At 63.5% G+C, this 23764-nt stretch carries 21 protein-coding genes; 7 read left to right on the top strand and 14 right to left on the bottom strand.

The genetic code is table 11. The features are described from left to right. Positions 1–127: 127 nt before the first annotated feature. The 4 genes from lpdA to NKJ84_RS24455 all read right to left on the bottom strand — a co-directional run bounded on the left by lpdA (position 128) and on the right by NKJ84_RS24455 (position 5331). On the bottom strand, positions 128–1522 hold the full coding sequence (gene lpdA / locus NKJ84_RS24440; RefSeq protein ID WP_352508590.1) for a dihydrolipoyl dehydrogenase: 1395 nt from the start codon (positions 1520–1522) through the stop codon (positions 128–130). 174 nt (positions 1523–1696) lie between these two features. Continuing rightward, on the bottom strand, positions 1697–3070 hold the full coding sequence (locus NKJ84_RS24445) for a dihydrolipoamide acetyltransferase family protein (RefSeq protein ID WP_352508591.1): 1374 nt from the start codon (positions 3068–3070) through the stop codon (positions 1697–1699). Between the two features lie 12 nt (positions 3071–3082). Continuing rightward, a complete protein-coding gene (locus NKJ84_RS24450) occupies positions 3083–4096 on the bottom strand; it encodes an alpha-ketoacid dehydrogenase subunit beta (RefSeq protein WP_352508592.1) in 1014 nt (337 codons plus the stop codon). Between the two features lie 2 nt (positions 4097–4098). Further along, positions 4099–5331 (bottom strand): 3-methyl-2-oxobutanoate dehydrogenase (2-methylpropanoyl-transferring) subunit alpha, encoded by a 1233-nt coding sequence (locus NKJ84_RS24455; RefSeq protein WP_254817940.1) that lies wholly within the window; start codon positions 5329–5331, stop codon positions 4099–4101. Between the two features lie 346 nt (positions 5332–5677). Here NKJ84_RS24455 and holA point away from each other — a divergent pair, with 346 nt between their 5' ends. Then, complete coding sequence (gene holA, locus NKJ84_RS24460) at positions 5678–6724, top strand: DNA polymerase III subunit delta (RefSeq protein WP_352508593.1); 1047 nt, start codon at positions 5678–5680, stop codon at positions 6722–6724. 153 nt (positions 6725–6877) lie between these two features. Here holA and NKJ84_RS24465 read toward each other — a convergent pair whose 3' ends face one another. The 5 genes from NKJ84_RS24465 to mnmE form a co-directional block, all read right to left on the bottom strand. Continuing rightward, positions 6878–7759 (bottom strand): ParB/RepB/Spo0J family partition protein, encoded by an 882-nt coding sequence (locus tag NKJ84_RS24465; protein ID WP_352508594.1) that lies wholly within the window; start codon positions 7757–7759, stop codon positions 6878–6880. A 40-nt stretch (positions 7760–7799) separates the two neighbouring features. After that, a complete protein-coding gene (locus NKJ84_RS24470; RefSeq protein ID WP_084642633.1) occupies positions 7800–8600 on the bottom strand; it encodes a ParA family protein in 801 nt (266 codons plus the stop codon). Positions 8601–8647: 47 nt separating this feature from the next. Further along, positions 8648–9289 (bottom strand): 16S rRNA (guanine(527)-N(7))-methyltransferase RsmG, encoded by a 642-nt coding sequence (rsmG, locus tag NKJ84_RS24475; RefSeq protein WP_352508595.1) that lies wholly within the window; start codon positions 9287–9289, stop codon positions 8648–8650. Then, positions 9286–11160 (bottom strand): tRNA uridine-5-carboxymethylaminomethyl(34) synthesis enzyme MnmG, encoded by a 1875-nt coding sequence (gene mnmG / locus NKJ84_RS24480; RefSeq protein WP_352508596.1) that lies wholly within the window; start codon positions 11158–11160, stop codon positions 9286–9288. The genes rsmG and mnmG overlap by 4 nt, the downstream gene beginning before the upstream one ends. A gap of 218 nt (positions 11161–11378) precedes the next feature. Continuing rightward, on the bottom strand, positions 11379–12707 hold the full coding sequence (gene mnmE / locus NKJ84_RS24485) for a tRNA uridine-5-carboxymethylaminomethyl(34) synthesis GTPase MnmE (protein WP_352508597.1): 1329 nt from the start codon (positions 12705–12707) through the stop codon (positions 11379–11381). 59 nt (positions 12708–12766) lie between these two features. Here mnmE and NKJ84_RS24490 point away from each other — a divergent pair, with 59 nt between their 5' ends. Continuing rightward, positions 12767–14782, top strand: a complete 2016-nt coding sequence (locus NKJ84_RS24490; protein WP_352508598.1) for a thioredoxin domain-containing protein — start codon at positions 12767–12769, stop codon at positions 14780–14782. A gap of 178 nt (positions 14783–14960) precedes the next feature. Here the strand turns inward: NKJ84_RS24490 and rho are convergent, their stop codons facing one another. From rho to hemE, 3 genes are all read right to left on the bottom strand, one after another. Then, positions 14961–16226 (bottom strand): transcription termination factor Rho, encoded by a 1266-nt coding sequence (gene rho, locus NKJ84_RS24495; RefSeq protein ID WP_023675925.1) that lies wholly within the window; start codon positions 16224–16226, stop codon positions 14961–14963. 166 nt (positions 16227–16392) lie between these two features. Continuing rightward, a complete protein-coding gene (hemJ, locus tag NKJ84_RS24500) occupies positions 16393–16929 on the bottom strand; it encodes a protoporphyrinogen oxidase HemJ (protein ID WP_352508626.1) in 537 nt (178 codons plus the stop codon). A 2-nt stretch (positions 16930–16931) separates the two neighbouring features. Beyond that, positions 16932–17960 (bottom strand): uroporphyrinogen decarboxylase, encoded by a 1029-nt coding sequence (gene hemE, locus NKJ84_RS24505; protein ID WP_352508599.1) that lies wholly within the window; start codon positions 17958–17960, stop codon positions 16932–16934. Between the two features lie 401 nt (positions 17961–18361). Here hemE and NKJ84_RS24510 point away from each other — a divergent pair, with 401 nt between their 5' ends. The 5 genes from NKJ84_RS24510 to dnaQ all read left to right on the top strand — a co-directional run bounded on the left by NKJ84_RS24510 (position 18362) and on the right by dnaQ (position 22191). Continuing rightward, the gene (locus NKJ84_RS24510; protein ID WP_254817949.1) at positions 18362–19180 is read left to right on the top strand and encodes a pyruvate, water dikinase regulatory protein; all 819 of its coding nucleotides are present in this window, start codon (positions 18362–18364) and stop codon (positions 19178–19180) included. A 171-nt stretch (positions 19181–19351) separates the two neighbouring features. After that, entirely contained in the window at positions 19352–19951 is a 600-nt protein-coding gene (locus tag NKJ84_RS24515; RefSeq protein WP_352508600.1) for a Maf-like protein, read from the top strand. Next, on the top strand, positions 19944–20786 hold the full coding sequence (locus NKJ84_RS24520; RefSeq protein ID WP_352508601.1) for a shikimate dehydrogenase: 843 nt from the start codon (positions 19944–19946) through the stop codon (positions 20784–20786). The genes NKJ84_RS24515 and NKJ84_RS24520 overlap by 8 nt, the downstream gene beginning before the upstream one ends. Then, positions 20783–21385, top strand: coding sequence for a dephospho-CoA kinase (gene coaE / locus NKJ84_RS24525; RefSeq protein WP_352508602.1), 603 nt, complete (start codon positions 20783–20785; stop codon positions 21383–21385). Before NKJ84_RS24520 ends, coaE begins: the two co-directional genes overlap by 4 nt. Positions 21386–21471: 86 nt before the next feature. Next, positions 21472–22191 (top strand): DNA polymerase III subunit epsilon, encoded by a 720-nt coding sequence (dnaQ, locus tag NKJ84_RS24530; protein ID WP_352508603.1) that lies wholly within the window; start codon positions 21472–21474, stop codon positions 22189–22191. Between the two features lie 328 nt (positions 22192–22519). Here dnaQ and secB read toward each other — a convergent pair whose 3' ends face one another. Together secB and NKJ84_RS24540 are read right to left on the bottom strand one after the other, a co-directional pair. Beyond that, positions 22520–23020 carry a protein-export chaperone SecB gene (secB, locus tag NKJ84_RS24535; RefSeq protein ID WP_254817954.1) on the bottom strand — a complete coding sequence of 167 codons (501 nt, stop codon included), beginning with the start codon at positions 23018–23020 and terminating at the stop codon, positions 22520–22522. A gap of 113 nt (positions 23021–23133) precedes the next feature. Continuing rightward, positions 23134–23625 (bottom strand): FxsA family protein, encoded by a 492-nt coding sequence (locus NKJ84_RS24540; protein WP_254817955.1) that lies wholly within the window; start codon positions 23623–23625, stop codon positions 23134–23136. Positions 23626–23764 lie beyond the last annotated feature (139 nt).

Genomic DNA, 23764 nt, shown 5'->3' on the forward strand with positions numbered 1-23764 from the left:
CTCGTGTCCTCGAATGGCATCCCGAACCCCCCAGCGCAAAGCGCGCCAAACTGTTCGCGATGTCCTCGCACACCTGTTCGCGATGTCCCCGGTCCAAACACCCTCAAGGGGGGGAGAGCGCGAGCCCTCAAACATGCACCGCCCGCCCCAGCGCCTTCAGCGCCGCTTCCTGAAAACCCTCGCCCTGTGTTGGATGGGCATGGATCGTTCCGGCGATATCCTCCAGCGTCGCACCCATCTCCAGCGCTAGGCCAAAGGCCGTAGATAATTCCGACACGCCCTGGCCGACGGCCTGGATGCCCAGCACCAGATGGTTGTCGGCGCGGGCAACGACCCGCACGAATCCGTCCTCGCCCAACTTCGTCATTGCCCGGCCATTGGCGGTGAAGGGAAACTGTCCGACCTTGATCTCGCCACGCGCCTTGGCCTCTTCCGGCGACAGGCCCGCGGTGACCAGCTCCGGGTCGGTGAAGCAGACAGCCGGGATCGCTCGTCTGTCCCAGCTGCGCTTGTGGCCGGCGACGATCTCGGCGACCATTTCGCCTTGCGCCATCGCCCGGTGCGCCAGCATCGGCTCGCCAGTGACGTCGCCAATGGCAAAGATACCGCGCATCGAGCTGCGGCACTGGTCGTCGATGCGGATGAAGGAGCCGGCCATGTCGAGGTCGATCTGCTCCAACCCCCAGCCTTCGGTCACCGGCTTGCGACCGACCGTGACCAGGACCTTGTCGGCAGCGATCTTGCCGTTCTTGCCGCCATTCGTCTCGACCAGCAGCGCGTCGCGCTTGGTGGACAGCCCCTTGGCCTTGGCGTTCACGAGCACCTCGATGCCGAGTTCGGCCAGCCGCTTAACCACCGGCCGGGTCAGTTCCGCATCATATTGCGCCAGCACGCGCGGCAACGCCTCGACCACGGTCACCTTGGCCCCCAGCTTGGCAAAGGCGATGCCGAGTTCCAGACCGATATAGCCGCCGCCGACCACCGCCAGCCTCTCTGGAACTTCGCTCAGCGCCAGCACCTCGGTCGACGAAATAACCGGTCCGCCGAACGGCAGCGATAGCAACTCGACCGGCGCCGAGCCGGTCGCAATCACCACCGTTTCGGCGCGGATCACCTGGATGCCGATCTCGGTGTCGACGGCAACGGTCTTGCCGTCGCGAAACGTCGCCCAGCCATGCACCGTCTTCACGCCAGCTTTCTTCAGCAGGCCGGCAACACCGTTGTTCAGCCGGCTAACGATCCCGTCTTTCCAGGCCATGGTGGCGGCGAGATCAAGCGATGGTGCGGCGATCGCAATACCGAGCGGGCTTTTTCCACCCGCCATGTGCGAGAGCTTCTCGAACTCCTCGGCCGCGTGGATCAGCGCCTTGGACGGGATGCAGCCGACATTGAGACAGGTGCCGCCCGGTCTGCCGAACTCGACGATAACCGTATCGATGCCGAGCTGCCCGGCACGGATCGCGCAGACATAGCCGCCCGGACCGGCGCCGATGACCAGCAGCTTGCAGGAGATTTCCTTCATGGCGATAGGCTCTTGTTGGCGAAGAAAGACCCCCTCATCCGGCCGCTTCGCGGCCACCTTCTCCCCGCTGGGGAGAAGAGGCTAGCGCCGGCGCTGGCGACCTCCTCTCCCCTCGGGGAGAGGGTAGCGATGCGGAGGCCGGGTGAGGGGGCCGTTGCGACCGTTCTCATTACCTCAGTCCACAAAAATCAACGCGGGCGTCTCTAGCAGCGTCTTGATGCGCTGGATAAACACCGCAGCGTCCCAGCCGTCGACGACGCGATGGTCGAAGCTGGAGGACAGGTTCATCATCTTGCGCGGGATGAACTGGCTGCCGTCCCATACCGGCCGCACCATCATCTTGTTGACGCCGACGATCGCCACTTCCGGATGATTGATCACCGGCGTCGTCGCCACGCCACCCATGGCGCCGAGCGAAGTGATGGTGATGGTCGAGCCCGAAAGCTCGTCGCGTGTCGCCGTGCCCGACCTGGCCGCCTCGGCGAGCCTGTTAACCTCGGCGGCGCAGTCCCAGATGTCGCGCGCCTCGGCGTGCTTGACCACCGGCACCATCAGCCCCGCAGGCGTCTGCGCCGCGATGCCGATATGGACGCCGCCATGCTGGTGGACGATGCCGGCTTCGTCGTCGAACAGCGCATTGAGGTTCGGCTGGTCGGCAATGGCCTTGACCATCGCCCGCATCAGGAACGGCAGCAGCGTCAGCTTCGGCCTGTCCGCGCCCGGCCGCTTCTCCTTGTTGAGCGCGGCGCGCAAATCCTCGAGTGCGGTGACGTCGATCTCCTCGACATAGGTGATGTGCGGGATGCGCGACTTGGCCAGCGTCATCTTCTCGGCGATCTTTCGCCTGAGCCCGACTATCTTGATGTCCTCGACCGTCTCGTTGCGGGCAAGGCCAGGGGCCTTCGCGAGCTGCGGTCCGCGTGCCAGGAACGCGTCGATGTCCTCATGCCGGATGCGGCCGGCCGGGCCGCTCCCCGGGACCTGCCGAAGGTCGATGCCGGCCTCTTTCGCCCTGAGGCGGACGGCCGGCGAGGCCAGTGGTTTTTCGCCTTCCGGACGCGGCGCGCTGTTGACCTTGGACCTGGCGCCGTCATCCCCGGGCTTGTCCCGAGGATCTACCGACCTCTCGGAACTGATCGCGTCATATCCGTGTGGGACGGCAGATCCTCGGGACAAGCCCGAGGATGACGGCGCCAAATTGGGTAATGACGGCTCCAAGCCCGAGGACGGGCGAGCCCGCGCATCGTCAGGGGTACCCTCCGCCGTAACGTCTGCAAGCGTCGCGCCAACCTTGACGTTCCCCTCGCCGGCCACTTTCAACCTGACGATTGGCGCGCCGATCGCCACAGTGTCGCCGATCTCGGCGCCAAGCCAGAGGATCTCGCCATCGACGGGCGAAGGGATCTCGACCGTCGCCTTGTCGGTCATGACCGCGGCAAGCACGGCGTCCTCGCGCACGAGATCGCCGACCTTGACCTGCCATTCGACCAGCTCGGCCTCGGCGACGCCTTCGCCGACATCGGGCAGCTTGATGACATATTCGCCCATTGTCTTCCCCCCTCAGGCCTCCATCGTTTCGACGAGCGCGCGGCCTAGCCGGGCGGGACCGGGAAAATAGTCCCACTCCTGCGCATGCGGATAGGGCGTGTCCCAGCCGGTGACCCGCGCCACCGGCGCTTCCAGATGGTAGAAGCAGTTCTCCTGAACCAGCGCCGAAAGTTCGGCGCCGAAGCCGGATGTCAGCGTCGCCTCGTGCACGATCACGCAGCGCCCGGTCTTGTTGACCGAGGCGACGATCGTCTCGAGATCCAGCGGCAGCAGTGTCCTCAGATCGATGATCTCGGCATCGATGCCGGTCTCCTCGGCTGCCGCCTGGGCAACATAGACCATCGTGCCGTAGGCAAGCACGGTGACTGCCGAGCCCTGTCTGCGGATCACCGCCTTGCCGAGCGGCACCGTGTAGTGGCCATCGGCGACTTCGCCGAGCTGATGCTTCGACCATGGCGTCACCGGCCGCTCGTGATGACCGTCGAAGGGGCCGTTATACAGCCGCTTCGGCTCCAGGAAGATCACCGGGTCGGGATCCTCGATCGCTGCGATCAGCAGGCCCTTGGCGTCGTGCGGATTGGACGGAACCACGACCTTCAGGCCGGAGACATGGGTGAACAGCGCCTCCGGGCTCTGGCTGTGGGTCTGGCCGCCGAAAATGCCGCCGCCGGTCGGCATTCTCACGACGATCGGGCAGGTGAAATCGCCGTTCGAGCGGTAGCGCAGCCGCGCCGCTTCCGAGACGATCTGGTCATAGGCCGGATAAACATAGTCGGCAAACTGCACCTCGACGCAAGGCTTCAGCCCGTAGGCCGCCATGCCGATGGCCGCGCCGACAATCCCGGATTCGCTGATCGGCGCATCGAAGCAGCGGCTCTTGCCGTATTTCGCCTGCAGGCCTTGCGTGCAGCGGAAGACGCCGCCGAAGAAGCCGACATCCTCGCCGAACACGATGACGCGTTCGTCGCGCGCCATCGACACGTCCATGGCGTCGCGGATCGCCTCGATCATGGTCCGCCGCGGCATGGTCAGACCCCGGCCTGTTGGCGCTGGCGCCTGAGATGCGGCGGCATCTCGGCATAGACGCCCTCGAACATATCGCGCGCCGAAGGCTTGCCGCCGGCATGCAGCGTGCCGTGGCGCTCGGCCTCCCGCTGCGCTGAAATCACCGTGTCGAGAATTTCCGCCTCGGCCTGGGCGTGGCGTTCGTCAGACCAGACGCCGCGCTGGATGAGGTGGTTCTTCAGCCTGACGATCGGGTCGCCGAGCGGCCAGGCGTCGGACTCGGCCTTCGGCCTGTAGGCCGACGGGTCGTCGGAGCTCGAATGCGCGCCGACGCGGTAGGTGACGTATTCGACCAGCGTCGGCCCGAGATTGCTACGCGCCCGTTCCGCCGCCCATTTGGCCACCGCATGGACGGCGAGATAGTCGTTGCCGTCGACGCGCAGTGACGGGATGCCGAAGCCGAGGCCACGGGCGGCAAAAGTACCGGAGCCGCCGCGGGCGATGCCCTGGAAGGTCGAAATCGCCCATTGGTTGTTGACGACGTTAAGCACGACCGGCGCCTTGTAGGTCGAGGCGAACACCAGCGCCGAATGGAAGTCGGACTCGGCGGTCGAGCCGTCGCCGATCCAGGCGGCGGCGATCTTTGAATCATTGCTGATTGCCGAGGCCATCGCCCAGCCGACCGCCTGGATGTACTGCGTCGCCAGATTGCCGGAGATCGAGAAGAAGCCGTGCTCCTTCGACGAATACATGATCGGCAATTGCCGCCCTTTCAGCGGATCGGCCTCGTTCGAATAGATCTGGTTCATCATCGTGACCATCGGGTAACCGTCGGCGATGAGCAGGCCGGCCTGCCGATAGGTCGGAAAATTCATGTCGCCCCGCGACAGCGCCTTGCGAAAGGCGCAGCTCACTGCCTCTTCGCCGAGATGCTGCATGTAGAAAGAGGTCTTGCCCTGGCGCTGCGCCATCTGCATGCGCGCATCGAAGCTGCGCAGCGTCATCATATGGCGCAGCCCCTCCAGCAACTCGTCGTCCGAAAGCAGCCCTGCCCACGGCCCGACCGCCTCGCCAGCGCGGTTGAGCACGCGGATGATCGAGAAGGCCAGATCGCGGATGTCGCGCGGGTCGACGTCGATCTTCGGGCGCGGCACCGAGCCAGCTTTTGGAATGCTCACATTGGAGAAATCCGGCGTCCCGCCCGGCCGCACTTCCGGTTCCGGAACATGGAAGCGCAACATTCCGGCATCGGCCATGATCTCGGTCCTCCACTGTTGCCCGGCCAGGATATTTGCACACCGCCGGACCAGTGCCAATTCGCCGGGCGCGGCTTCGGGCCAACGACCGCGCCGGCCAGCACTCGTCAAGATGAAGATATGTCCGCGAAATTTCTTGTCGATCTTCCGCCGCCATGCGCAATTTGGCGAATGGTCCGGCCCGATCTGGCGCATGAGAAGGGATTCCTGCTGGCAAGATCCCTCTGTCGAGTTCCTTCCCGCCGTATAGGACAGAGGGGGGCGCTGTCCCATAGGCGTCTCGTCTCGATACAATCCCGCCAATCCCTCCGTTCACCCCGCGCGCGCGTCATGGTAATCAGTGCCCATGTCACAGAAGAAAGCATACGAAGTCGATGCATGGCTCGCGAAGCCGGATCCGCGCGTCTCGATCGTGCTGCTTTACGGTCCCGATCGCGGGCTGGTTGCCGAGCGGGCAAAGGCCTTTGCCGGCAAGACCGGCCTGCCGCTTGACGATCCGTTTTCAGTGGTCAGGCTGGACGGATCGGAAGTCGACCGCGACGAGGGCCGCCTGCTCGACGAGGCCCGCACCGTGCCGATGTTTTCGGAGCGGCGCCTGCTATGGGTGCGCAATGCCGGGGCCCAGAAGGCGCTTGCCGACGACGTCAAGGCGCTGACGTCGGAGCCCGCGCGGGACGCCATCATCCTTATCGAGGCCGGCGACCTGAAGAAGGGCGTCGGCCTGCGCGCCGTGGTGGAGGCGGCGGATAATGCCATGGCATTGCCTTGCTATGCCGATGAAGCCAGGGATATCGATACGGTCATCGACGACGAACTGCGCAAGGCCGGCATGTCGATGACGCTGGAGGCCCGGCAGGCGCTGCGCCGCAATCTCGGCGGCGACCGGCTGGCCTCGCGCGGCGAGATCGAAAAGCTTGTGCTTTATGCGCATGGCCAGGCCGAAATCGGCCTTGACGACGTCAAGGCGACGTCTGGCGACGTCTCAGGCCTCTCCTTCGATACGGCGGTCGACGCCCTGCTCGAAGGCAGGATCGCCGACTTCGACACCGCCTTTACCCGCCATTGCCAGTCCGGCGGCCAGCCCTTCCTGGTGCTTTCATCGGCGATGCGGCAGCTGCAGACGATCCAGGCCATGCGCGGCCAGATGGACGCCGGCGGCCGCAATGCCGCTTCGGTCGTTGCCGCGGCGCGCCCGCCGGTTTTTTTCTCCCGGCGCAAGCTGGTGGAGAAAGCCCTCGAACGGTGGAGCAGCGAAGCGCTCGGCCGCGCACTCAACCGCCTGCAGACGGCGGTCCTGCAGACACGCCGGCGGCCGGATCTGTCGATCGCGCTGGCACGACAGGCCCTGCTCGGCATTGCCGTGGAGAGCGCAAGGCTGGCGCAGCGAGCCTGATCTCCCTCCTCGAGGGGGAGATTGACGGCTTCAGCGATTTCGCCAACCGCCAATGTCTCAAAGAGAAAACGGCCGACGCAATGGCTGGCCTTTATTGACTCACTTAGTCTACTTCATTTGCCGGCTAAATATCGCGATCTTTCAGCAGCCTACCTACTCCCGCTTCAGCCTTCGGCAAAGCTCGTCAAGCTGCTCCAGCGTCCGGTAAGCGACGCTGATCACGCCGCCGCGCTGGTTGTGCTCGATCGTGACGATCATGCCGATCGTATTGGTCATCAATTTTTCCAGCGCTAGCGTGTCGGCATCCTTTTGCGGCGGCGCTGCGGGCTGGCGCTTTGCCGCCGGCGCGCCGACCGGCATCTGCGCCAGCGCCTCGGCCTGGCGCACCGAAAGCCCCTCGTCGATGATCCGCTTGGCAAGCCCGGCCGGGTCCTCGGCGGTCACCAGGGTGCGGGCGTGGCCGGCCGAGAGCGCGCCGTCGACCAGCATGTCGCGAATGACGTCGGGCAGCTTGAGCAGCCTCAGCGTATTGGCGACATGGCTGCGGCTCTTGCCGATCACCTGGCCGAGATCGGCTTGTGTGTAGCCGTGGTCGTCGATCAGCTGCTGGTAGCCCAGCGCCTCTTCGACCGGGTTGAGGTCGGTGCGCTGGACGTTTTCGATGATCGCCAGTTCGAGCGCCGTGCGATCGTTGACGTCGCGTACGATGATCGGGATTTCGGTCAGCCCGGCGCGTTGCGCCGCGCGCCAACGACGCTCGCCTGCGATGATCTCGTAACGGCCCGTTTGGGTTTTCGACGGCCGCGCCACCACCGGCTGCACCACGCCATGTTCGCGGATCGACTGGGCGAGGTCGGTCAGGTCGGCGTCGCCAAAATGCCGGCGCGGGTTTTTGGGATTGGGGCTGAGGAACTCGATCGGCACCTTGCCGTCGGCCGCCAGGCCCGGCTTTTCCGGTGCCGCCGGACGATCGATTTCGCCGATCAGGGCCGCCAGTCCCCGTCCCAGTCTTTTCCTCGAAGGGTCTTCGTTCATCATCCGTCCAGATCGTTTCGGTGTCGAATCGGCTTATTGTTTAGGCAGCACGCAATTTGCGCTCGCGGCGGATGACTTCCGAAGCAAGCTGCAGATAGGCCTGGCTGCCCGAGCATTTGAGGTCGTAGAGAATCGCCGGCTTGCCATAGGACGGCGCCTCGGAAACGCGGACATTGCGCGGGATGACGGTTTCATAGACCTTGTCGCCCATATGCGCCCGCACATCCTGCACCACCTGGTTGGCGAGATTGTTGCGCCCGTCGAACATGGTCAGCACGATGCCCTGGATCGTCAGGTCGGGGTTGATCGAGCGGCGCACCTGCTCGACCGTCTCCAAAAGCTGGCTCAGGCCCTCCAGCGCGAAAAACTCGCACTGCAGCGGCACCAGCACCGAATCGGCTGCAGCCATCGAATTCAGTGTCAGCAGGTTGAGCGACGGCGGGCAGTCGATCAGCACATAGCCGAAGTTGGCCGAGCGCTCGGCCGAAGCCCGTAGCGCGTTGCGCAGCCGCAGCACCCGATCCGGCGCCGAGGCGATTTCCATCTCGATGCCGAGCAGGTCGAGCGTCGACGGGACGATCGACAGGCCAGGCACCGCCGTCGGGATCGCCGCCGCTTCGAGATCGAGTTCGCCGGTCAGCACGTCATAGGACGAGACGGTGCGGTCGCGCCGGTCGATGCCAAGCCCGGTGCTGGCATTGCCCTGCGGGTCGAGATCGACGATCAGCACCTGTTCGCCTATGGCCGCCAGCGCGGTGGCCAGATTGATGGCAGTCGTCGTCTTGCCGACGCCGCCCTTCTGGTTGGCGACGGTGATGATTCGGGGGCCGTTCTTCATCATGGGTCTATGCCAGAAATTCATGCCAGAAATTCATTTGGGGTCGCCGGTCACAAGCCAGGATGCGGTCGCAAGTCGGATACTTCAAGAATGACGCCCTGCGCGTCGGTTGCACTGGCATGTTCTACCAGATCGAAAGACCATCGTTGAGCGCTTTCTGCCACTTCGGCGCGGTAATCCCGGCCTTTGTGAAACAGGCCATGCGACCCCTTGGTCAGCCACGGCGCCGTCAGGTCGAGCAAGTCGGGCAGCGAGGCGAGCGCCCTGGCTGTGACGATTTGCGGTGCAGGAACAAGAGGATAGCTATCGTCGATGCGGCGCGCGATGACCTTGGCGGGCAGATTGAACTGTCCGACGACCGTTTGCAGGAACGATGCTTTCTTCCGGTTGCTTTCAACAAGATCGATGCTGGCGCCTTCCCGCTCGGCGAGCAAAAATGCCAGCACGAGGCCGGGAAACCCGCCGCCCGAGCCGAGATCGACCCAGCGCTTCGCCTCTGGTTTGATTCGCGCCAGCTGCGCGCTGTCGAGGATGTGGCGGCGCCAGACATCGTCCTGCGTCGATTGCGCGGCGAGATTGATCCGGCGGTTCCATTTCTGGAAGACGGCCTCGAACGCGACCAGACGATCGAATGTTTCACGTGAAACCGGGCCTGCTGCCTCTTGCAGGTTTGCCCAGGACGCAGTGCTCACGCGACCTGCTTTCGCGCAGCCGCCTCGGCATTGCGCACATGCGCGACGATGATTGCCAGCGCCGCCGGCGTCATGCCCTCCATACGCTGCGCATCGGCAATGGAGCGCGGCTGGCGTGCCAGCATCTTCTGCTTCAACTCATTGGACAGGCCGGGAACAGAGGCAAAGTCGAGCGATTCGGGAATCAGCCTGCTCTCCTCATGCCTGATCTGCGAGACGTCAGCCTGCTGGCGGTCGAGATAGACAGAATATCTGGCTTCCGTTTCAAGACGTTCGGCCGTTTTGCTGTCGATCACCGCGAAAGCCGGCTCGATCCGCGCCAGCCAGGCGATGTCGACGCCAGGATAGGCCAGCAACTCATAGGCTGAGCGGCGGACGCCGTCCCGGTTGATTTCGAGCCCATGGCGCGCCGCCTCATTGGGGGTCATGGTGGTGCCGAGGGCGAGCTGTCGCGCTTTCTCAAGGTCTTGCACGACATTGTTGAACCGCTGCATCCGCTCCGGCGAGGCGATCCCCAGTCTCATAGCCAGCGGCGTCAGCCGCTCATCGGCGTTGTCGGCTCGCAAAGACAGCCGGAACTCGGCCCGCGAGGTGAACATGCGGTACGGTTCGGTGATGCCGCGGCTGGTCAAATCGTCGACCATCACCCCGATATAGGCTTCGGTGCGGCTGAGCACGATTTCATCGCTCGCCGAGGCCTTGCGCGCCGCGTTGAGGCCGGCGAGCAGTCCTTGCGCGCCGGCCTCCTCGTAGCCGGTGGTGCCGTTGATCTGGCCGGCGAGGAAAAGCCCGCCGATCCGCTTTGTCTCCAGCGTTGGCTTGAGCTCGCGCGGGTCGACATGGTCATACTCGATGGCATAGCCCGGCTGCAGCATGGTTGCCCGCTCCAGCCCCGGAATGGTCTTCAGCATGTCGAGCTGCACGTCCTCGGGCAGCGAGGTCGAAATGCCGTTCGGATACACCGTGTCGTCGTCCAGCCCTTCCGGCTCCAGAAAGATCTGGTGGCCTTCGCGGTCGCCGAACTTGACGATCTTGTCTTCGATCGACGGGCAATAACGCGGCCCGACGCCTTCGATTGACCCCGAATACATGGCCGACCGGCCGAGATTGGCGCGAATCAGCTCATGCGTGGCGTGGGTCGTTCGGGTGATGCCGCAGTGGATCTGCGGGTTTTCGATGCGCTCGGTGAGCAGCGAGAACGGCACGGGATCTTCGTCCGCCGCCTGGCTCTCCAGCGACGCCCAATCGATCGTCCTGCCGTCCAGCCGCGGCGGCGTGCCGGTCTTCAGCCGCCCGAGCTTGAAGCCGGCGCGGCTCATCGTCGCCGAGAGGCCGACGCTCGCCTGCTCGTTCATGCGGCCGGCGACAATCTTCTTCTCGCCAATATGGATCAGCCCGCGCAAGAAAGTGCCGGTCGTCAGCACCACGGCGCCGCAGGCGAGCCGGCGTCCATCCGCCAGCAGCACCGCCGCGATGCGCCCATTGTCGATTTCAAAATCGAGAACCTCGCCCTCGACCACATCGAGACCGGCCTGCTCGCGAATCGCCGCTTGCATGGCGAGGCGATAGAGCTTTCTGTCGGCTTGCGTTCGCGGACCACGCACCGCCGGCCCTTTGCGGCGGTTGAGCAGCCGGAACTGGATGCCGGCCGCATCGGCAACGCGCCCCATCAGCCCGTCCATGGCGTCGATCTCGCGAACCAGATGGCCCTTGCCGAGGCCGCCGATCGCCGGATTGCAGGACATCACGCCGATCGTGTCGAAGCGCAGCGTCACCAGCGCCGTTCTGGCGCCAGCCCGCGCAGCGGCGCTTGCAGCCTCGCACCCAGCATGGCCGCCGCCCACCACAACCACATCGTAGCGATTGGTCATTTGTATATTCCGATTCAAATCTGCCGACACATGTGCCCACAGCCACATGCTGTCAAGAACACTGCTCGTTTCACGTGAAACAATGTAGCGGTATCAGCGCCTGGTGTTTCACGTGAGTCACGGCGTTGGTGCCTTCGGTGGCGCAGAACATCGGCGGGACGGGGAAGGAGCGCCGTCGCTCGCCTTCCGTCACGGATGCTTGCAATGTTTCACGTGAGTCATTTGCCGATACAGAACTGCGAAAAGATAACGTCCAGCATATCCTCGACATCGACCGCCCCGACGATCCGTCCAAGCCGATCCGCTGCCAGGCGCAGTTCCTCGGCCCGTAGCTCCTGCCCGCGATGACCACTGACCACTGCTGCGACCAGGAAGCGTTTCGTCTCGTTGAGCAACTCGACGTGCCGCAGCCGCGACGGCAGGATATCGCCGGCCTTGCCGATCTGCGCTGCGGCACGACGCCCGATCTCGTCCAGCAATTCGGCCAGACCCGTGCCGTCCCGCGTCGAGATGGCGAAATCATAGTGCGCCGTGGGCGAGGGTGACTTGCCCCCCAACAGGTCAATTTTTGTTCCGACCCTCAGCGCCGGCATGTCGCCCGGCCGCATACCGATCGCGACTGGCTCCGCCAGATCCTCCAGCAGCAGCAGCAGATCAGCGCTGTGCGCCTTGGTCCTGGCCTTCTCTATGCCAATCGCCTCGATCTTGCCGGGCGCCTCGCGCAGACCGGCGGTGTCGGTTACCCTGACCCGCACCCCTTCCAGGTCCAGCACCACTTCTAGCAGGTCGCGGGTCGTGCCGGGCTCGTCGGTGACGATGGCCGCTTCGCGCCGCGCCAAAGCGTTGAACAGGCTGGACTTGCCGGCATTCGGCGCGCCAAGGATCACGACTTCGAATCCGTCGCGGATGATTTCGGCGGCACGAAAGCCGGCGACATGGCGCTCGATTTCGTCGATCATGGCCTGAACATCGGACCAGACCGTATCGGCGACCGAACCCGGCACGTCGTCCTCGTCGGCAAAATCGATCTCGGCCTCGATCATCGCCCGAGCGTGGATCAGCCGTCGGCGCCAGCCCAGATAGAGTTCGCTCTGCACGCCCTGAGCGTTGTGAACGGCAAAGCGCCGCTGCGCTTCGGTCTCGGCGTTGATGAGATCGGCCAGCGCCTCGGTCTCGACCAGATCGAGCTTGCCGCTGAGAAAGGCACGGCGGGTGAATTCACCAGGCTCGGCGTGCCTGACGCCGTCGAAGGAGGCGATGGTTTCCAGCATCCTCGCCACGACGGCGCGTCCGCCATGCACATGGAACTCGGCGACGTCCTCGCCGGTGAAACTGTCGGGCCCGGCAAAGAAGACGACCAGGCCGCTGTCCAGCACCGATCCGTCGGGCGCCCGGAGCTTGCGATAGGCGGCCACGCGGTTCGGCACGGTCGATCCGGAAATCGTTTCGACAACGAATCGACTCTGCGGCCCGGAAATCCGAATCACCGCAATGCCGGCCGGCAGGCGCCCGCTCGACAGCGCTACAATGGAGTCTTTCAAAATCATTTGCCCGCTCTGCCGAAGCGCCCTAGCTATGCCTGTTCAATCCGCCTTCGAGTAGCGCCGTGACCTTGCCTGCACAAAACTTGCTTGCCGAAGAGGCCAGCCCCTATCTGCAGCAGCACAGCGGCAATCCGGTGCACTGGCGGCCATGGTCGCCCGCCGCTCTGGCCGAAGCAAAGGCGCTGCAGCGCCCGATCCTGCTCTCTGTCGGCTACGCCGCGTGCCATTGGTGCCACGTCATGGCGCATGAGAGCTTCGAGAACGACGACGTCGCCGCCGTCATGAACCGTCTCTTCGTCAATATCAAGGTCGACCGCGAGGAGCGCCCCGACATCGACCAGATCTATATGGCGGCATTGTCCTCGATGGGCGAGCAAGGCGGCTGGCCGCTGACCATGTTCCTGACCCCGGATGGCAAGCCGTTCTGGGGCGGCACTTACTTTCCGCGCGAGGCCCGCTACGGCCGGCCGGGCTTTGTCCAGGTGCTGGAGGCGGTTGACAAGGCTTGGCGGGAGAAGAAAGAAAGCGTTAACCAAAGTGCCGACGGCTTGAGCACGCATGTCGAGACGCGGCTGGCGGGCAGCCATGCCAAGGCCGTGCTCGACCGCGGCATGCTGGCAAAGTTCGCCAACGGCATTGACGGCATGATCGACCGCGAGCTGGGCGGCCTGCGCGGCGCGCCGAAATTCCCCAACGCGCCGTTCATGCAGAGCCTCTGGTTGTGCTGGCTGCGCGACGGCACCGCATCCCACCGCGACGCCGTTCTCCTCAGCCTCGAAAAGATGCTGGCCGGCGGCATCTACGACCATATTGGCGGCGGCCTCAGCCGCTACTCGACCGACGCCGAATGGCTGGTGCCGCATTTCGAAAAGATGCTCTACGACAATGCCCAGCTCATCCGCTTGTGCAACTGGGCCTATGCGTCAACCGGCAAGGAATTATTCCGGCTGCGAATCGAAGAGACGATTGCCTGGCTGTTGCGCGAAATGCGGGTCGAGGACGGTGCCTTTGCCGCCAGCCTCGATGCCGATAGCGAGGGCGAGGAGGGGTTGTTCTACACCTGGAGCAGGGATGAAATCGAGACCGTCCTTGGCTACGAATCAGCCTTGTTTTTCAAATACTTCACACTTGCCGATCCGCATGGCTGGGAAGGCAAGCCGATCATCCACCAAACCGAAGCCCAGCAAATACAAAGCGTCGTCGATCGTGACCTCCTGGTTCCGCTCAAGCAAAGGCTGCTGGCAGCGAGGGAACAGCGCGTTCGGCCCGGGCGTGACGGCAAGGCCCTGACCGACTGGAACGGCTTGACGATCGCAGCCCTTGCCGAGGCCGGACGATCGCTTGGCCGATCCGACTGGATCGAAGCGGCGGAAGCGGCCTTTGCCGCCATTGCGGGCGCCGCCCGCGACGCCCGTCTGCCGCATTCCATGCTCGGGGAGAAGAAATTGTTTCCCGCGCTGTCGAGCGACTATGCCGCCATGGCCAATGCCGCCATCTCACTGCTCGAGGCGACCGGCAATCCCGACTATATCGATCGCGCCGGGAACTTCATTGAGCAACTCGATCTCTGGCACCGGGACAGCGACAAGACCGGCTACTATCTGACCGCGTCGGACAGCGCGGATGTGCCGATCCGCATCCGCGGCGATGTCGACGAAGCCATTCCTTCCGCTACCGGCCAGATCATAGAAGCCCTGGTCCGATTGTCGTCGCTTTTGGGCGATCTCGATCTCTGGGAAAAAGCCTGGACGGTCGCCGAGCATGCGGCCGGGCGGGCTGAGCACCAGGGCTATGGCCAAGCGGGTACAGTCAATGCCTGTACCTTGGCGTTCGAGCCGTTGAAGTTGGTGATCGTGGAGAGATCTGAGAATCCAAGGCTTGTTCCGGTTGCGAATCGAAATCCGGACCCGCGCCGGGTGGACATCGTGGTGCCTGTCGGCTCGGCGACAAACCTGCCGACGCTGCCAGGCGGCGTCCTGCCACCAACCGAAAAGCCCGGCGCCTGGCTGTGCACCGGGCAGGTCTGCCTGCCGGTGATAACGGAAGCTGAGGAGCTGGAACGGATGCTGCGGCGGTGATGGACCTGGCGCTCCGTCCCTTCTCCCTTGTGGGAGAAGGTGGATTGGCGCGCAGCGCCGAGACGGATGAGGGGTGTTGGACGGAGTGCCGTCGTTGCCAAGCTGGAGCACCCGTCATCCGACCGAGCTTCGCTCGCCACCTGCTGCTCCCACACGGGAGAAGGGAAGGCCCGCAACCCTACGTATTCATCGAATCGAAGAAATCCGCATTGGTCTTGGTCTGCTTGAGCTTGTCGATCAGGAACTCGATAGCGTCGGTTGTTCCCATCGGCGCCAGGATGCGGCGCAGCACGAAGATCTTCTGCAGGTCCTGGCGCGGAACCAGAAGGTCCTCCTTGCGGGTGCCGGACTTGAGGATGTCCATGGCCGGGTAGATACGCTTGTCCGCGACCTTGCGGTCGAGCACGATTTCCGAATTGCCGGTGCCCTTGAACTCTTCGAAGATGACTTCGTCCATGCGGCTGCCGGTGTCTATCAGCGCGGTGGCGATGATGGTCAGCGAACCGCCTTCCTCGATATTGCGGGCAGCACCGAAGAAGCGCTTCGGCCGCTGCAGCGCGTTGGCGTCGACACCGCCGGTCAGCACCTTGCCGGATGACGGCACGACGGTGTTGTAGGCGCGGCCGAGGCGGGTGATCGAATCCAGCAGGATGACGACGTCGCGGCCGTGCTCGACGAGGCGCTTGGCCTTCTCGATGACCATTTCGGCAACCTGGACGTGGCGAACCGCCGGCTCGTCGAAGGTCGAGGAGACGACCTCGCCCTTCACCGAGCGCTGCATGTCGGTGACTTCCTCCGGCCGCTCGTCGATCAGAAGCACGATCAGGTAGCATTCCGGGTGGTTGGTAGTGATCGAATGGGCGATGTTCTGCAACAGCACCGTCTTGCCGGTGCGCGGCTGCGCCACGATCAGGGCGCGCTGGCCCTTGCCGAGCGGCGCCACCAGGTCGATGACGCGCGCCGAAATATCCTTGGAGGTCGGAACCTCCATCTCCATCTTCAGCCGCGAGGTCGGATAAAGCGGCGTCAGATTGTCGAAATGGATCTTGTGGCGGATTTTTTCAGGGTCGTCGAAATTGATCGTGTTGACCTTGAGCAGCGCAAAATAGCGCTCGCCCTCTTTCGGGCTGCGGATCGGCCCTTCGACCGTATCGCCGGTCTTCAGTGAGAATCGCCGGATCTGCGAGGGTGAAATATAGATGTCGTCGGGACCTGGCAAATAGTTGGCGTTGGCGGAGCGCAGGAAGCCAAAACCGTCCTGCAGCACTTCGACGACGCCGTCGCCGATGATCTCGATATCCTGGGTCGCCAGTCTCTTCAGGATCGCGAACATCAGCTCCTGCTTGCGCATGACGCTGGCGTTCTCGACCTCGAGCGATTCCGCATAAGCGATCAGCTCTGGTGGTTTCTTGTTCTTGAACTCTGTGAGCTTCATTTCTTGCATCATTAGACGGACTCTGAGTAAGCTTTGGGAAAAATATCGGCGGGATGCGACAAATGCCGGGCGCGGCCGAAGCGATAAATGGGCGGCGCATGACGGGAAGGAAGACCCGTCTTTTATCGTCGGTCGGTTGAAAGAGCAAGCCGCCTTTTGCGGGCAACCGAGGACGTCAGAACGGTTTTACGATAACCAGGACGACGATGACGATCATCAGCAATGTAGGGATCTCATTGACGATCCGCCAGTGCCTTGCCGATTTTTCATTGCGGTCTTCGGCAAATTTGCGGACGGCGCCGGCGAGATAGCCATGCGCGGCCGACAGACCAACCACCGCAGCGATCTTGGCATGCAGCCAGCCGCCCTGAAAACCAAAGCCTTTCCAGGCGAGCCACAGGCCGAATGCCCAGGTAATCACCATTGCCGGATTGATGATGCCGCGCAGCAGGCGGCGCTCCATCACCTTGAAGGTCTCCGACTGGACGGAGCCTTTTTCGGCATCGGCATGATAGACCAGCAAGCGCGGCAGATAGAGGATGCCCGCCATCCAGGAGATGACGGCAATCACATGGATCGCCTTCGCCCACGGATAGAAATCATCGGGCCCGAAGAAAAACAGCAGCCCGGCCAGCACCAGGAAGATGGCGATCGCAATTGCCGCGCGGTGCATCGCCCCTCGACCGCTGTTCGCGTTGTCTGCGCCCATCATCGTCACGATGCGCTCCGCACCAGTTTCACCATCTGCTCGACATGCGCCAGCGGCGTCTCCGGCGTGATGCCGTGGCCGAGGTTGAAGATCAGTGGTCCGTCGCCCAGCGCCTTCAGGATCGCCGCTACGCCGTCGGCAAGCGCCTTGCCGCCGGCTACAAGCCTCAGCGGATCGAGATTGCCCTGCACGGCGCCGTCGCGCTGCAATTCCTTCGCCGTCGACAAGGGCACAGTCCAGTCGAGGCCCAACCCGGTCACGCCGGTCTGCTGGCGATAGCTTCGATAGTGGTCTCCCGCGCCCTTGGGAAAGCCGATGATCGGAACGTTGGGATGGACAGCATTCACTTGCCGGACGATCTCGGCCACCGGCTCGACGCAGAACAATCCGAAAGACGCTTCGTCGAGCACGCCTGACCACGAATCGAAGATCTGCACGACATCGGCGCCGGCTTCGATCTGGCGGATCAGATAGGCAGCCGAATGATCGGCGAGCACCTTCAGCAACCGAAGAAAGGCCGCCGGCTCGCGATAGGCGAACAGCCTGGCCGGCGCCTGGTCGGGCGTTCCGTGGCCGGCAATCATGTAGGTCGCCACTGTCCAGGGCGCACCGCAGAAGCCGATCAGCGTCGTTTCATCGGGCAGTCTGGCGCGCAATCGCCGCACCGTCTCGTAGACCGGCTCGAGATTCACGTGAAACGTTTCGCCGTCGAGAGCCTCGATCTCCACAGCCGTGATCGGCGTCAGCAGCGGGCCGCGTCCTTCCTCGAAGCGCACGTCGCGGCCGAGCGCATGCGGAACGACAAGGATGTCGGAAAACAGGATCGATGCATCGAAGCCGAAGCGTTCGATCGGCTGCAGCGTCACTTCAACGGCGAGATCCGGGTCGTAGCAAAGATCGAGGAAGGATCCGGCCCGCCTCCTCGTCTCCCGGTATTCCGGCAGATAGCGGCCGGCCTGGCGCATCATCCAGACCGGTGGCGGAAACGCCGTCTTGCCTCTCAACACGTCCAGCACGATCCGGTCTTGAGGCATTGAGCGCTAGCCTTTCCAGGCTTCCCTATAATTAAATATTCTATGTTTAGGAATCTTATGATTCTAAGAGTCTGTTGGTTGTGGTGGTTGTCTCCTGTCCCGCTTTGCCCTGGAAAAGACCAGCCAGCATATTGTCGCGCGCATCTCCAGCGGGATTGCAGGACTTTGTGGAAAACCGCGAATTTACGACTGGAGTCAATGCGTTGCCGCCACGCCAGGGAAATTGCCCCTGTGGATGAAGCGAAGGCAAAAAGCTCCGTCCCCGGACTTGTCCCCAACCGCGCGGAGAAGCCGACAGCAGATCGAATTGTGGACAAACCGGCATCTGATACAGTCGCTTTGCGGTGGCCGAGTTTTCCGCCCGGCTTATCCACATCGGCCCACAGCCTGGAATGTATCCTGTGAACAAACCGCAAAGCTTCTTTCATCTTCACCTGATTTCCGACGCGACCGGCGAAACGCTGCTGGCTGCCGGCCGCGCGGCTTCTGCGCAATACAAGGATGCGCGCGCCATCGAACATATCTATCCGCTCATTCGCACCGAAAAGCAGGTGACGAAGGTGTTCGAGGACATCGAAGAGGAGCCAGGCATCATCCTCTACACGGTGGTCGACCAGAAGCTTGCCCGCGGCATTGACGAACGCTGCGCGGCGATGGGCCTGCCTTGCGTCTCGGTGCTGGAACCGGTGCTGACGGTGTTCCAGTCCTATCTCGGCACGCCTGCCGGCCGACGCGTCGGTGCCCAGCATGTGCTGGACGCCGAATATTTCCGCCGCATCGACGCGCTCAACTTCACCATGGAGCATGACGATGGCCAGCTGCCGGCCAATATGGATGATGCCGACATCGTGCTCGTCGGCATCTCCCGCACCTCGAAGACGCCGACCAGCATCTATCTCGCCAATCGCGGCATCAAGACCGCCAACATCCCGATCGTGCTCGGCGTGCCGGTGCCCGAAAGCCTGGTCAATGCCACGCGGCCGCTGATCGTCGGCCTGGTCGCCACCGCCGAACGGATCTCGCAGGTCCGGCAGAACCGCATTCTCGGCACCAGCGCCTACGAACCGACCGACTATGTCGACCGTGCCGCGATCGCCGAAGAGCTCGCCTATGCCCGCCAGATATGCACGCGGCATGGCTGGCCGATGATCGACGTCAGCCGCCGTTCAATCGAGGAGACGGCGGCGGCCATCGTTGCCCTGCGCGGCAAGACGCGGTAGGGCATGTCGATATTCAGGTGATGCCGGCCTGTGAACGGCGGTTTCCTGCGCTTCCGGTACTCACGGACCCAAATGTCCGCTCCGTTCCGGTTCTCGGAACCCACCATTCTCGACGCGGCCTGGCCTGAATCTCGACACACCCTAGTGAGCGCCAGGAAACGGGCGAAAAAAATGGCGGAAAAAATCATCCTTGCCTCGGGCAGCCCGTTCCGCAAGGCGCTGCTCGTCAATGCCGGCATCACTGTCGAAGCGGTTCCGGCTTCTGTCGATGAGCGCGCGCTGGAGGCGCCGCTGCAGAATAGTGGCGTGTCGCCGGAGGACGTCGCCCTGGTGCTCGCCGAAGCCAAGGCCACCGAAGTCAGCGAGCGCAGGCCCGGCGCCCTGGTGCTCGGCTGCGACCAGACGCTGTCGCTCGGCGACGAGCTGTTCCACAAGCCCGCCGACATGGAAGGGGCGCGCCGTCATCTGCTGGCGCTGTCGGGCAAGACGCATCATCTCAACAGCGCCGTCGTGCTCGCCCGTGACGGCCAGGTTCTGTGGCGGCATGTCGGCATCGCCAGTCTGACCATGCGCAAACTCGATCCGGCCTTCATCGGCCGCCATCTGGCGCGAGTCGGCGCCAAGGCGTTGTCCAGCGTCGGCGCCTACCAGATCGAAGGCGAAGGCATCCAGCTATTCGAAAAAATCGAAGGCGACTATTTTACCATTGTCGGTCTGCCACTTTTGCCGGTGCTGGCCCAGCTGCGTGAGTTCGGGGCGATCGATGGCTGAAGCCTCGAAAAAAGCCTTCGTCACCGGCCACCCGATCGCCCATTCCAGGTCTCCGAAGATCCACGGCCACTGGCTGGCGAAATACGGCATAGACGGCGTCTACGAGGCCATTGACGTTGCACCGGAGGCCTTTGCCAAATTCCTGCAGACGCTGCGGGCACAAGGCTATCGCGGCGGCAACGTCACCATCCCGCACAAGGAAGCCGCCTTCGCTTTGGCCAAGCGGCGTGACGCCGACGCCGAACAGATCGGTGCGGTCAATACGCTGTGGTTCGAGAATGGCGAATTGTGGGGCGGCAACACCGATGCCCATGGCTTTGCCGCCAATCTGGACGAATATGCACCGGGCTGGGCGGCCAACGGCCCCGCCGTGGTGCTCGGTGCCGGCGGCGCCGCTCGCGCGGTCATCCATGCGCTGAAGCAGCGCGGCATCAACGATATCCGCATCGTCAACCGGACGCTTGCAAGGGCGCAGGAACTGCGCGACCGCTTCGGTGCCGGCGTCTCGGCCTATGGCATGGTGGCGACCGGCGAATTCCTCGAAGATGCCGGCCTGCTGGTCAACACGACAGCGCTCGGCATGCATGGCAATGAAGGCCTGTCCGCGGATCCGGGCAGACTGCCGGACCGCGCCATCGTCACCGACATCGTCTACGTGCCGCTGGAGACGCCGCTGCTTGCCACCGCCAAAGCGCGCGGCCTGAGAACCGTCGATGGGCTCGGCATGCTGCTGCACCAGGCGGTGCCCGGCTTCGAACGCTGGTTCGGCATCAGGCCACGAGTCACCGCCGAACTGCGGCAAATGATTATTGCCGATATCGGCGCGATAAAATGATCGTGCTCGGCCTCACCGGATCGATCGGCATGGGCAAATCGACGACGGCCAAGATGTTTGCCGAAGCCGGCGTGCCGGTCCATGATTCCGACGAGGCTGTGCATCGCCTCTATGCCGGCAAGGCCGCGCCCTTGGTCGAGGCAGCCTTTCCCGGCACCACCAGATCCGGTGCGGTCGACCGCGCGGCACTGGCGGAGCGGGTGCTCGGCGACGCCCCCGCGCTGAAACGGCTGGAAGCGATCATCCATCCGCTGGTCCGTGCCGATGCCGATACGTTCCTGGCTGAAAATCGTGCCGCCGGCGCGCCGCTTGCCGTGCTCGATATACCGCTGCTGTTCGAGACCGGCGGCGGGAACCGCGTCGACAAGGTCGTGGTCGTCACCGCGCCGCCTGAAGTTCAGCGCGCCCGCGTGCTGGCGCGGCCGGGCATGAACGAGGAGAAACTGGCGTCGATCCTGGCCAGGCAGGTTCCCGACACCGAAAAGCGCCGGCGCGCCGACTTTGTCATCGACACTGGTCAGGGCTTTGACGCCGCTCGCGCGGCCGTCAAGGCCATCATCGCCGAACTAGTCGTGGATAAGGCAGCCAGGCCTGGTTAAGAGGCTTGCAGACCCACATTACTTGTTGCCATTTTGTTCCTGGTGTGATTCGGCTAGAATGATGCCGGCACCAGTGGACTGATTCGATGCGTGAGATCATCTTCGATACGGAAACCACCGGCCTCGACACGCGCGAGGACCGCGTCATCGAGCTTGGCGGCGTCGAGTTGGTCAACCGTTTCCCGACCGGCCGAACCTTCCACAAATATATCAACCCGCAAGGCCGCCAGATCCATCACGAGGCGCAGGCCGTGCACGGCATCAGCGCCGCCGATCTCGTCGGCAAGCCGACTTTCATGGAGATCGCCGAGGAGTTTCTGGCCTTCATCGACGGCGCCAAACTGGTCGCGCACAATGCCGGCTTCGACATCGGCTTCCTCAATCTCGAATTCGGCCGGCTTGGTCATCCGGCCATCGATCCGGGACGGATCGTCGACACGCTGGCGCTGGCGCGCCGCAAGCATCCGATGGGCCCCAATTCGCTCGACGCGCTCTGCCGCCGCTACGGCATCGACAACGGCCGCCGCACCAAGCACGGCGCGCTGCTCGATTCGGAATTGCTGGCCGAGGTCTATATCGAGCTCATCGGCGGCAAGCAGGCAAGCCTTATCCTCGACAGCATCCTGACTCCGGCGGGCGGCAGGCAGAATGTCGAAGACATCGATATTTCGATCGGCGTCAGGCCGATCGCCTTGCCGTCGCGCCTGACCGACGCCGAGCGCACCGCGCACGCGGGCATGGTTGGCACATTGGGCGAAAAGGCGCTCTGGCTGCGCGTCGCCCAGGAAGCGAGTTCCGCGGCATAGTTGGGGCCGATCGGCAGCGAACGTCGATAGTTCTGTTCAGTGGCAAATCGCAAAGTTTCGAGATTAGCTGAAACACCCTCCTTCGTGATCCCAGGGCGGAGCAAGGAGCGCAGCGACGCGGCGCAGACCCTAGGATGACGAAGGCATAGTGGCTAAGGCCAATCGCAGATGTCGCAGATTGGCAGTTGTCTTCCAGACATAGCGGATTGTGGCTGATGGGAACCATCGACGCTTGCGTCCGATCGGCCTTCAGCCTGTCGGGCGGGACATCGTTATAAAAAACCCGGCGCAAGGCCGGGTTTGTCAAACACTGGCGAGACAGCCGCGCTCAGCTCACCTTGACCTTGGCGGCAGCCTGGTCCTCTGCCAGCTTCTGCTGGAACATCTGCGCGAAATCGATCGGGTCCAGCATCAGCGGCGGGAAGCCGCCGTTGCGTGTTGCCTCGGCAATGATCTGCCGCGCGAACGGGAACAGCAGCCGCGGGCATTCGATGAACAGGATCGGCAGCATGTGCTCCTGCGGGAAGCCGCTGATGGCGAAGACGCCGCCATAGACCAGTTCGACATTGAACAGCACTTCCTGGTCGAACGACGCTTTGGCGTTCAGCGTCAAATTGACGTCGAACTGCTTGTCCGAAAGCGGATTGGCGTTGACGTTGACGTTGATGGCGATGCCGGGTGCCTTGTCGCGACCGCGCAGCGAGTTCGGTGCACCGGGGCTTTCGAAGGACAGGTCCTTCACATATTGCGCAAGCACGTTGAGCGAAGGCTGCGCCGCATTTCCATTACCGTTGGCTGCGCCGGTCGGCGCGTCGTCGTTGCTGGCCATAAGCTGTGGTCCTTTTGCCTGGGCAGCGTTGCTGACCGGATTGAAATTCGGGCGTTCGCTATCATGGCCGGCCCGACAAGACAAGTTTGCAAAAGACGCTGGTTGCTTTGCGGCTACTCGTCCTTGAGGCGGCGCCAGGGAGAATCCGGTCCGCGCGTATGGTCGTCGGCACGCGAATAGTCGCCGTCGTCGAGATCGATGATCTTGCCGCGTTGCCTTGCCCGCAAACCACTGCTGAAATCGGTGGCCAGCACGATGCGGCCTTTCAGCATCCGCCAGGCAAGATCGCGCACTGGCGGCAGGAACAGCAGAATGCCGAAAATATCCGAGATGAAGCCGGGGATAATCAAAAGGATCGCGGCCAGCACGATCATGGCGCCATGCGCAAGCTGGCCGCTCGGATCACGCCCGGCGTCCATTTCGGCACGTACCCTGGCCATGACGCCAAAACCCTGGTGTCGAAGGAGCAAGGCGCCGGCGACGCTCGAGGCCAGCACCAGCCCGACCGTCGCCAGCGCGCCGATCTGGCGGCCGACAATGACGAAACCGGCTATCTCCAGCAGCGGAAGCGCGAGAATGAACAGGGGAAACAGCGAGATACGCAAATCTTGACCGATCGTTTCGATGTTTTGCCGGCCGGCGAGCAATCGCCGCTGGCACCAGAGCTGTTAGATAGGTATGGCTGCCTTTGATTTGAATGATTGCGCCATGCGTTCTATATGCTTTGGATACCGAACGCTATGT

This window comes from Mesorhizobium sp. M0048, from assembly GCF_040323405.1.
Lineage (GTDB): Bacteria > Pseudomonadota > Alphaproteobacteria > Rhizobiales > Rhizobiaceae > Mesorhizobium.

Coding starts and splice junctions, on each gene's coding strand:
- lpdA (WP_352508590.1), bottom strand. CDS start 1,522: ATGAAGGAAATCTCCTGCAAGCTGCTGGTCATCGGCGCCGGTCCGGGC.
- NKJ84_RS24445 (WP_352508591.1), bottom strand. CDS start 3,070: ATGGGCGAATATGTCATCAAGCTGCCCGATGTCGGCGAAGGCGTCGCC.
- NKJ84_RS24450 (WP_352508592.1), bottom strand. CDS start 4,096: ATGCCGCGGCGGACCATGATCGAGGCGATCCGCGACGCCATGGACGTG.
- NKJ84_RS24455 (WP_254817940.1), bottom strand. CDS start 5,331: ATGGCCGATGCCGGAATGTTGCGCTTCCATGTTCCGGAACCGGAAGTG.
- holA (WP_352508593.1), top strand. CDS start 5,678: ATGTCACAGAAGAAAGCATACGAAGTCGATGCATGGCTCGCGAAGCCG.
- NKJ84_RS24465 (WP_352508594.1), bottom strand. CDS start 7,759: ATGAACGAAGACCCTTCGAGGAAAAGACTGGGACGGGGACTGGCGGCC.
- NKJ84_RS24470 (WP_084642633.1), bottom strand. CDS start 8,600: ATGATGAAGAACGGCCCCCGAATCATCACCGTCGCCAACCAGAAGGGC.
- mnmG (WP_352508596.1), bottom strand. CDS start 11,160: ATGACCAATCGCTACGATGTGGTTGTGGTGGGCGGCGGCCATGCTGGG.
- mnmE (WP_352508597.1), bottom strand. CDS start 12,707: ATGATTTTGAAAGACTCCATTGTAGCGCTGTCGAGCGGGCGCCTGCCG.
- rho (WP_023675925.1), bottom strand. CDS start 16,226: ATGCAAGAAATGAAGCTCACAGAGTTCAAGAACAAGAAACCACCAGAG.
- hemJ (WP_352508626.1), bottom strand. CDS start 16,929: ATGATGGGCGCAGACAACGCGAACAGCGGTCGAGGGGCGATGCACCGC.
- hemE (WP_352508599.1), bottom strand. CDS start 17,960: ATGCCTCAAGACCGGATCGTGCTGGACGTGTTGAGAGGCAAGACGGCG.
- NKJ84_RS24515 (WP_352508600.1), top strand. CDS start 19,352: ATGGCGGAAAAAATCATCCTTGCCTCGGGCAGCCCGTTCCGCAAGGCG.
- NKJ84_RS24520 (WP_352508601.1), top strand. CDS start 19,944: ATGGCTGAAGCCTCGAAAAAAGCCTTCGTCACCGGCCACCCGATCGCC.
- coaE (WP_352508602.1), top strand. CDS start 20,783: ATGATCGTGCTCGGCCTCACCGGATCGATCGGCATGGGCAAATCGACG.
- dnaQ (WP_352508603.1), top strand. CDS start 21,472: ATGCGTGAGATCATCTTCGATACGGAAACCACCGGCCTCGACACGCGC.
- secB (WP_254817954.1), bottom strand. CDS start 23,020: ATGGCCAGCAACGACGACGCGCCGACCGGCGCAGCCAACGGTAATGGA.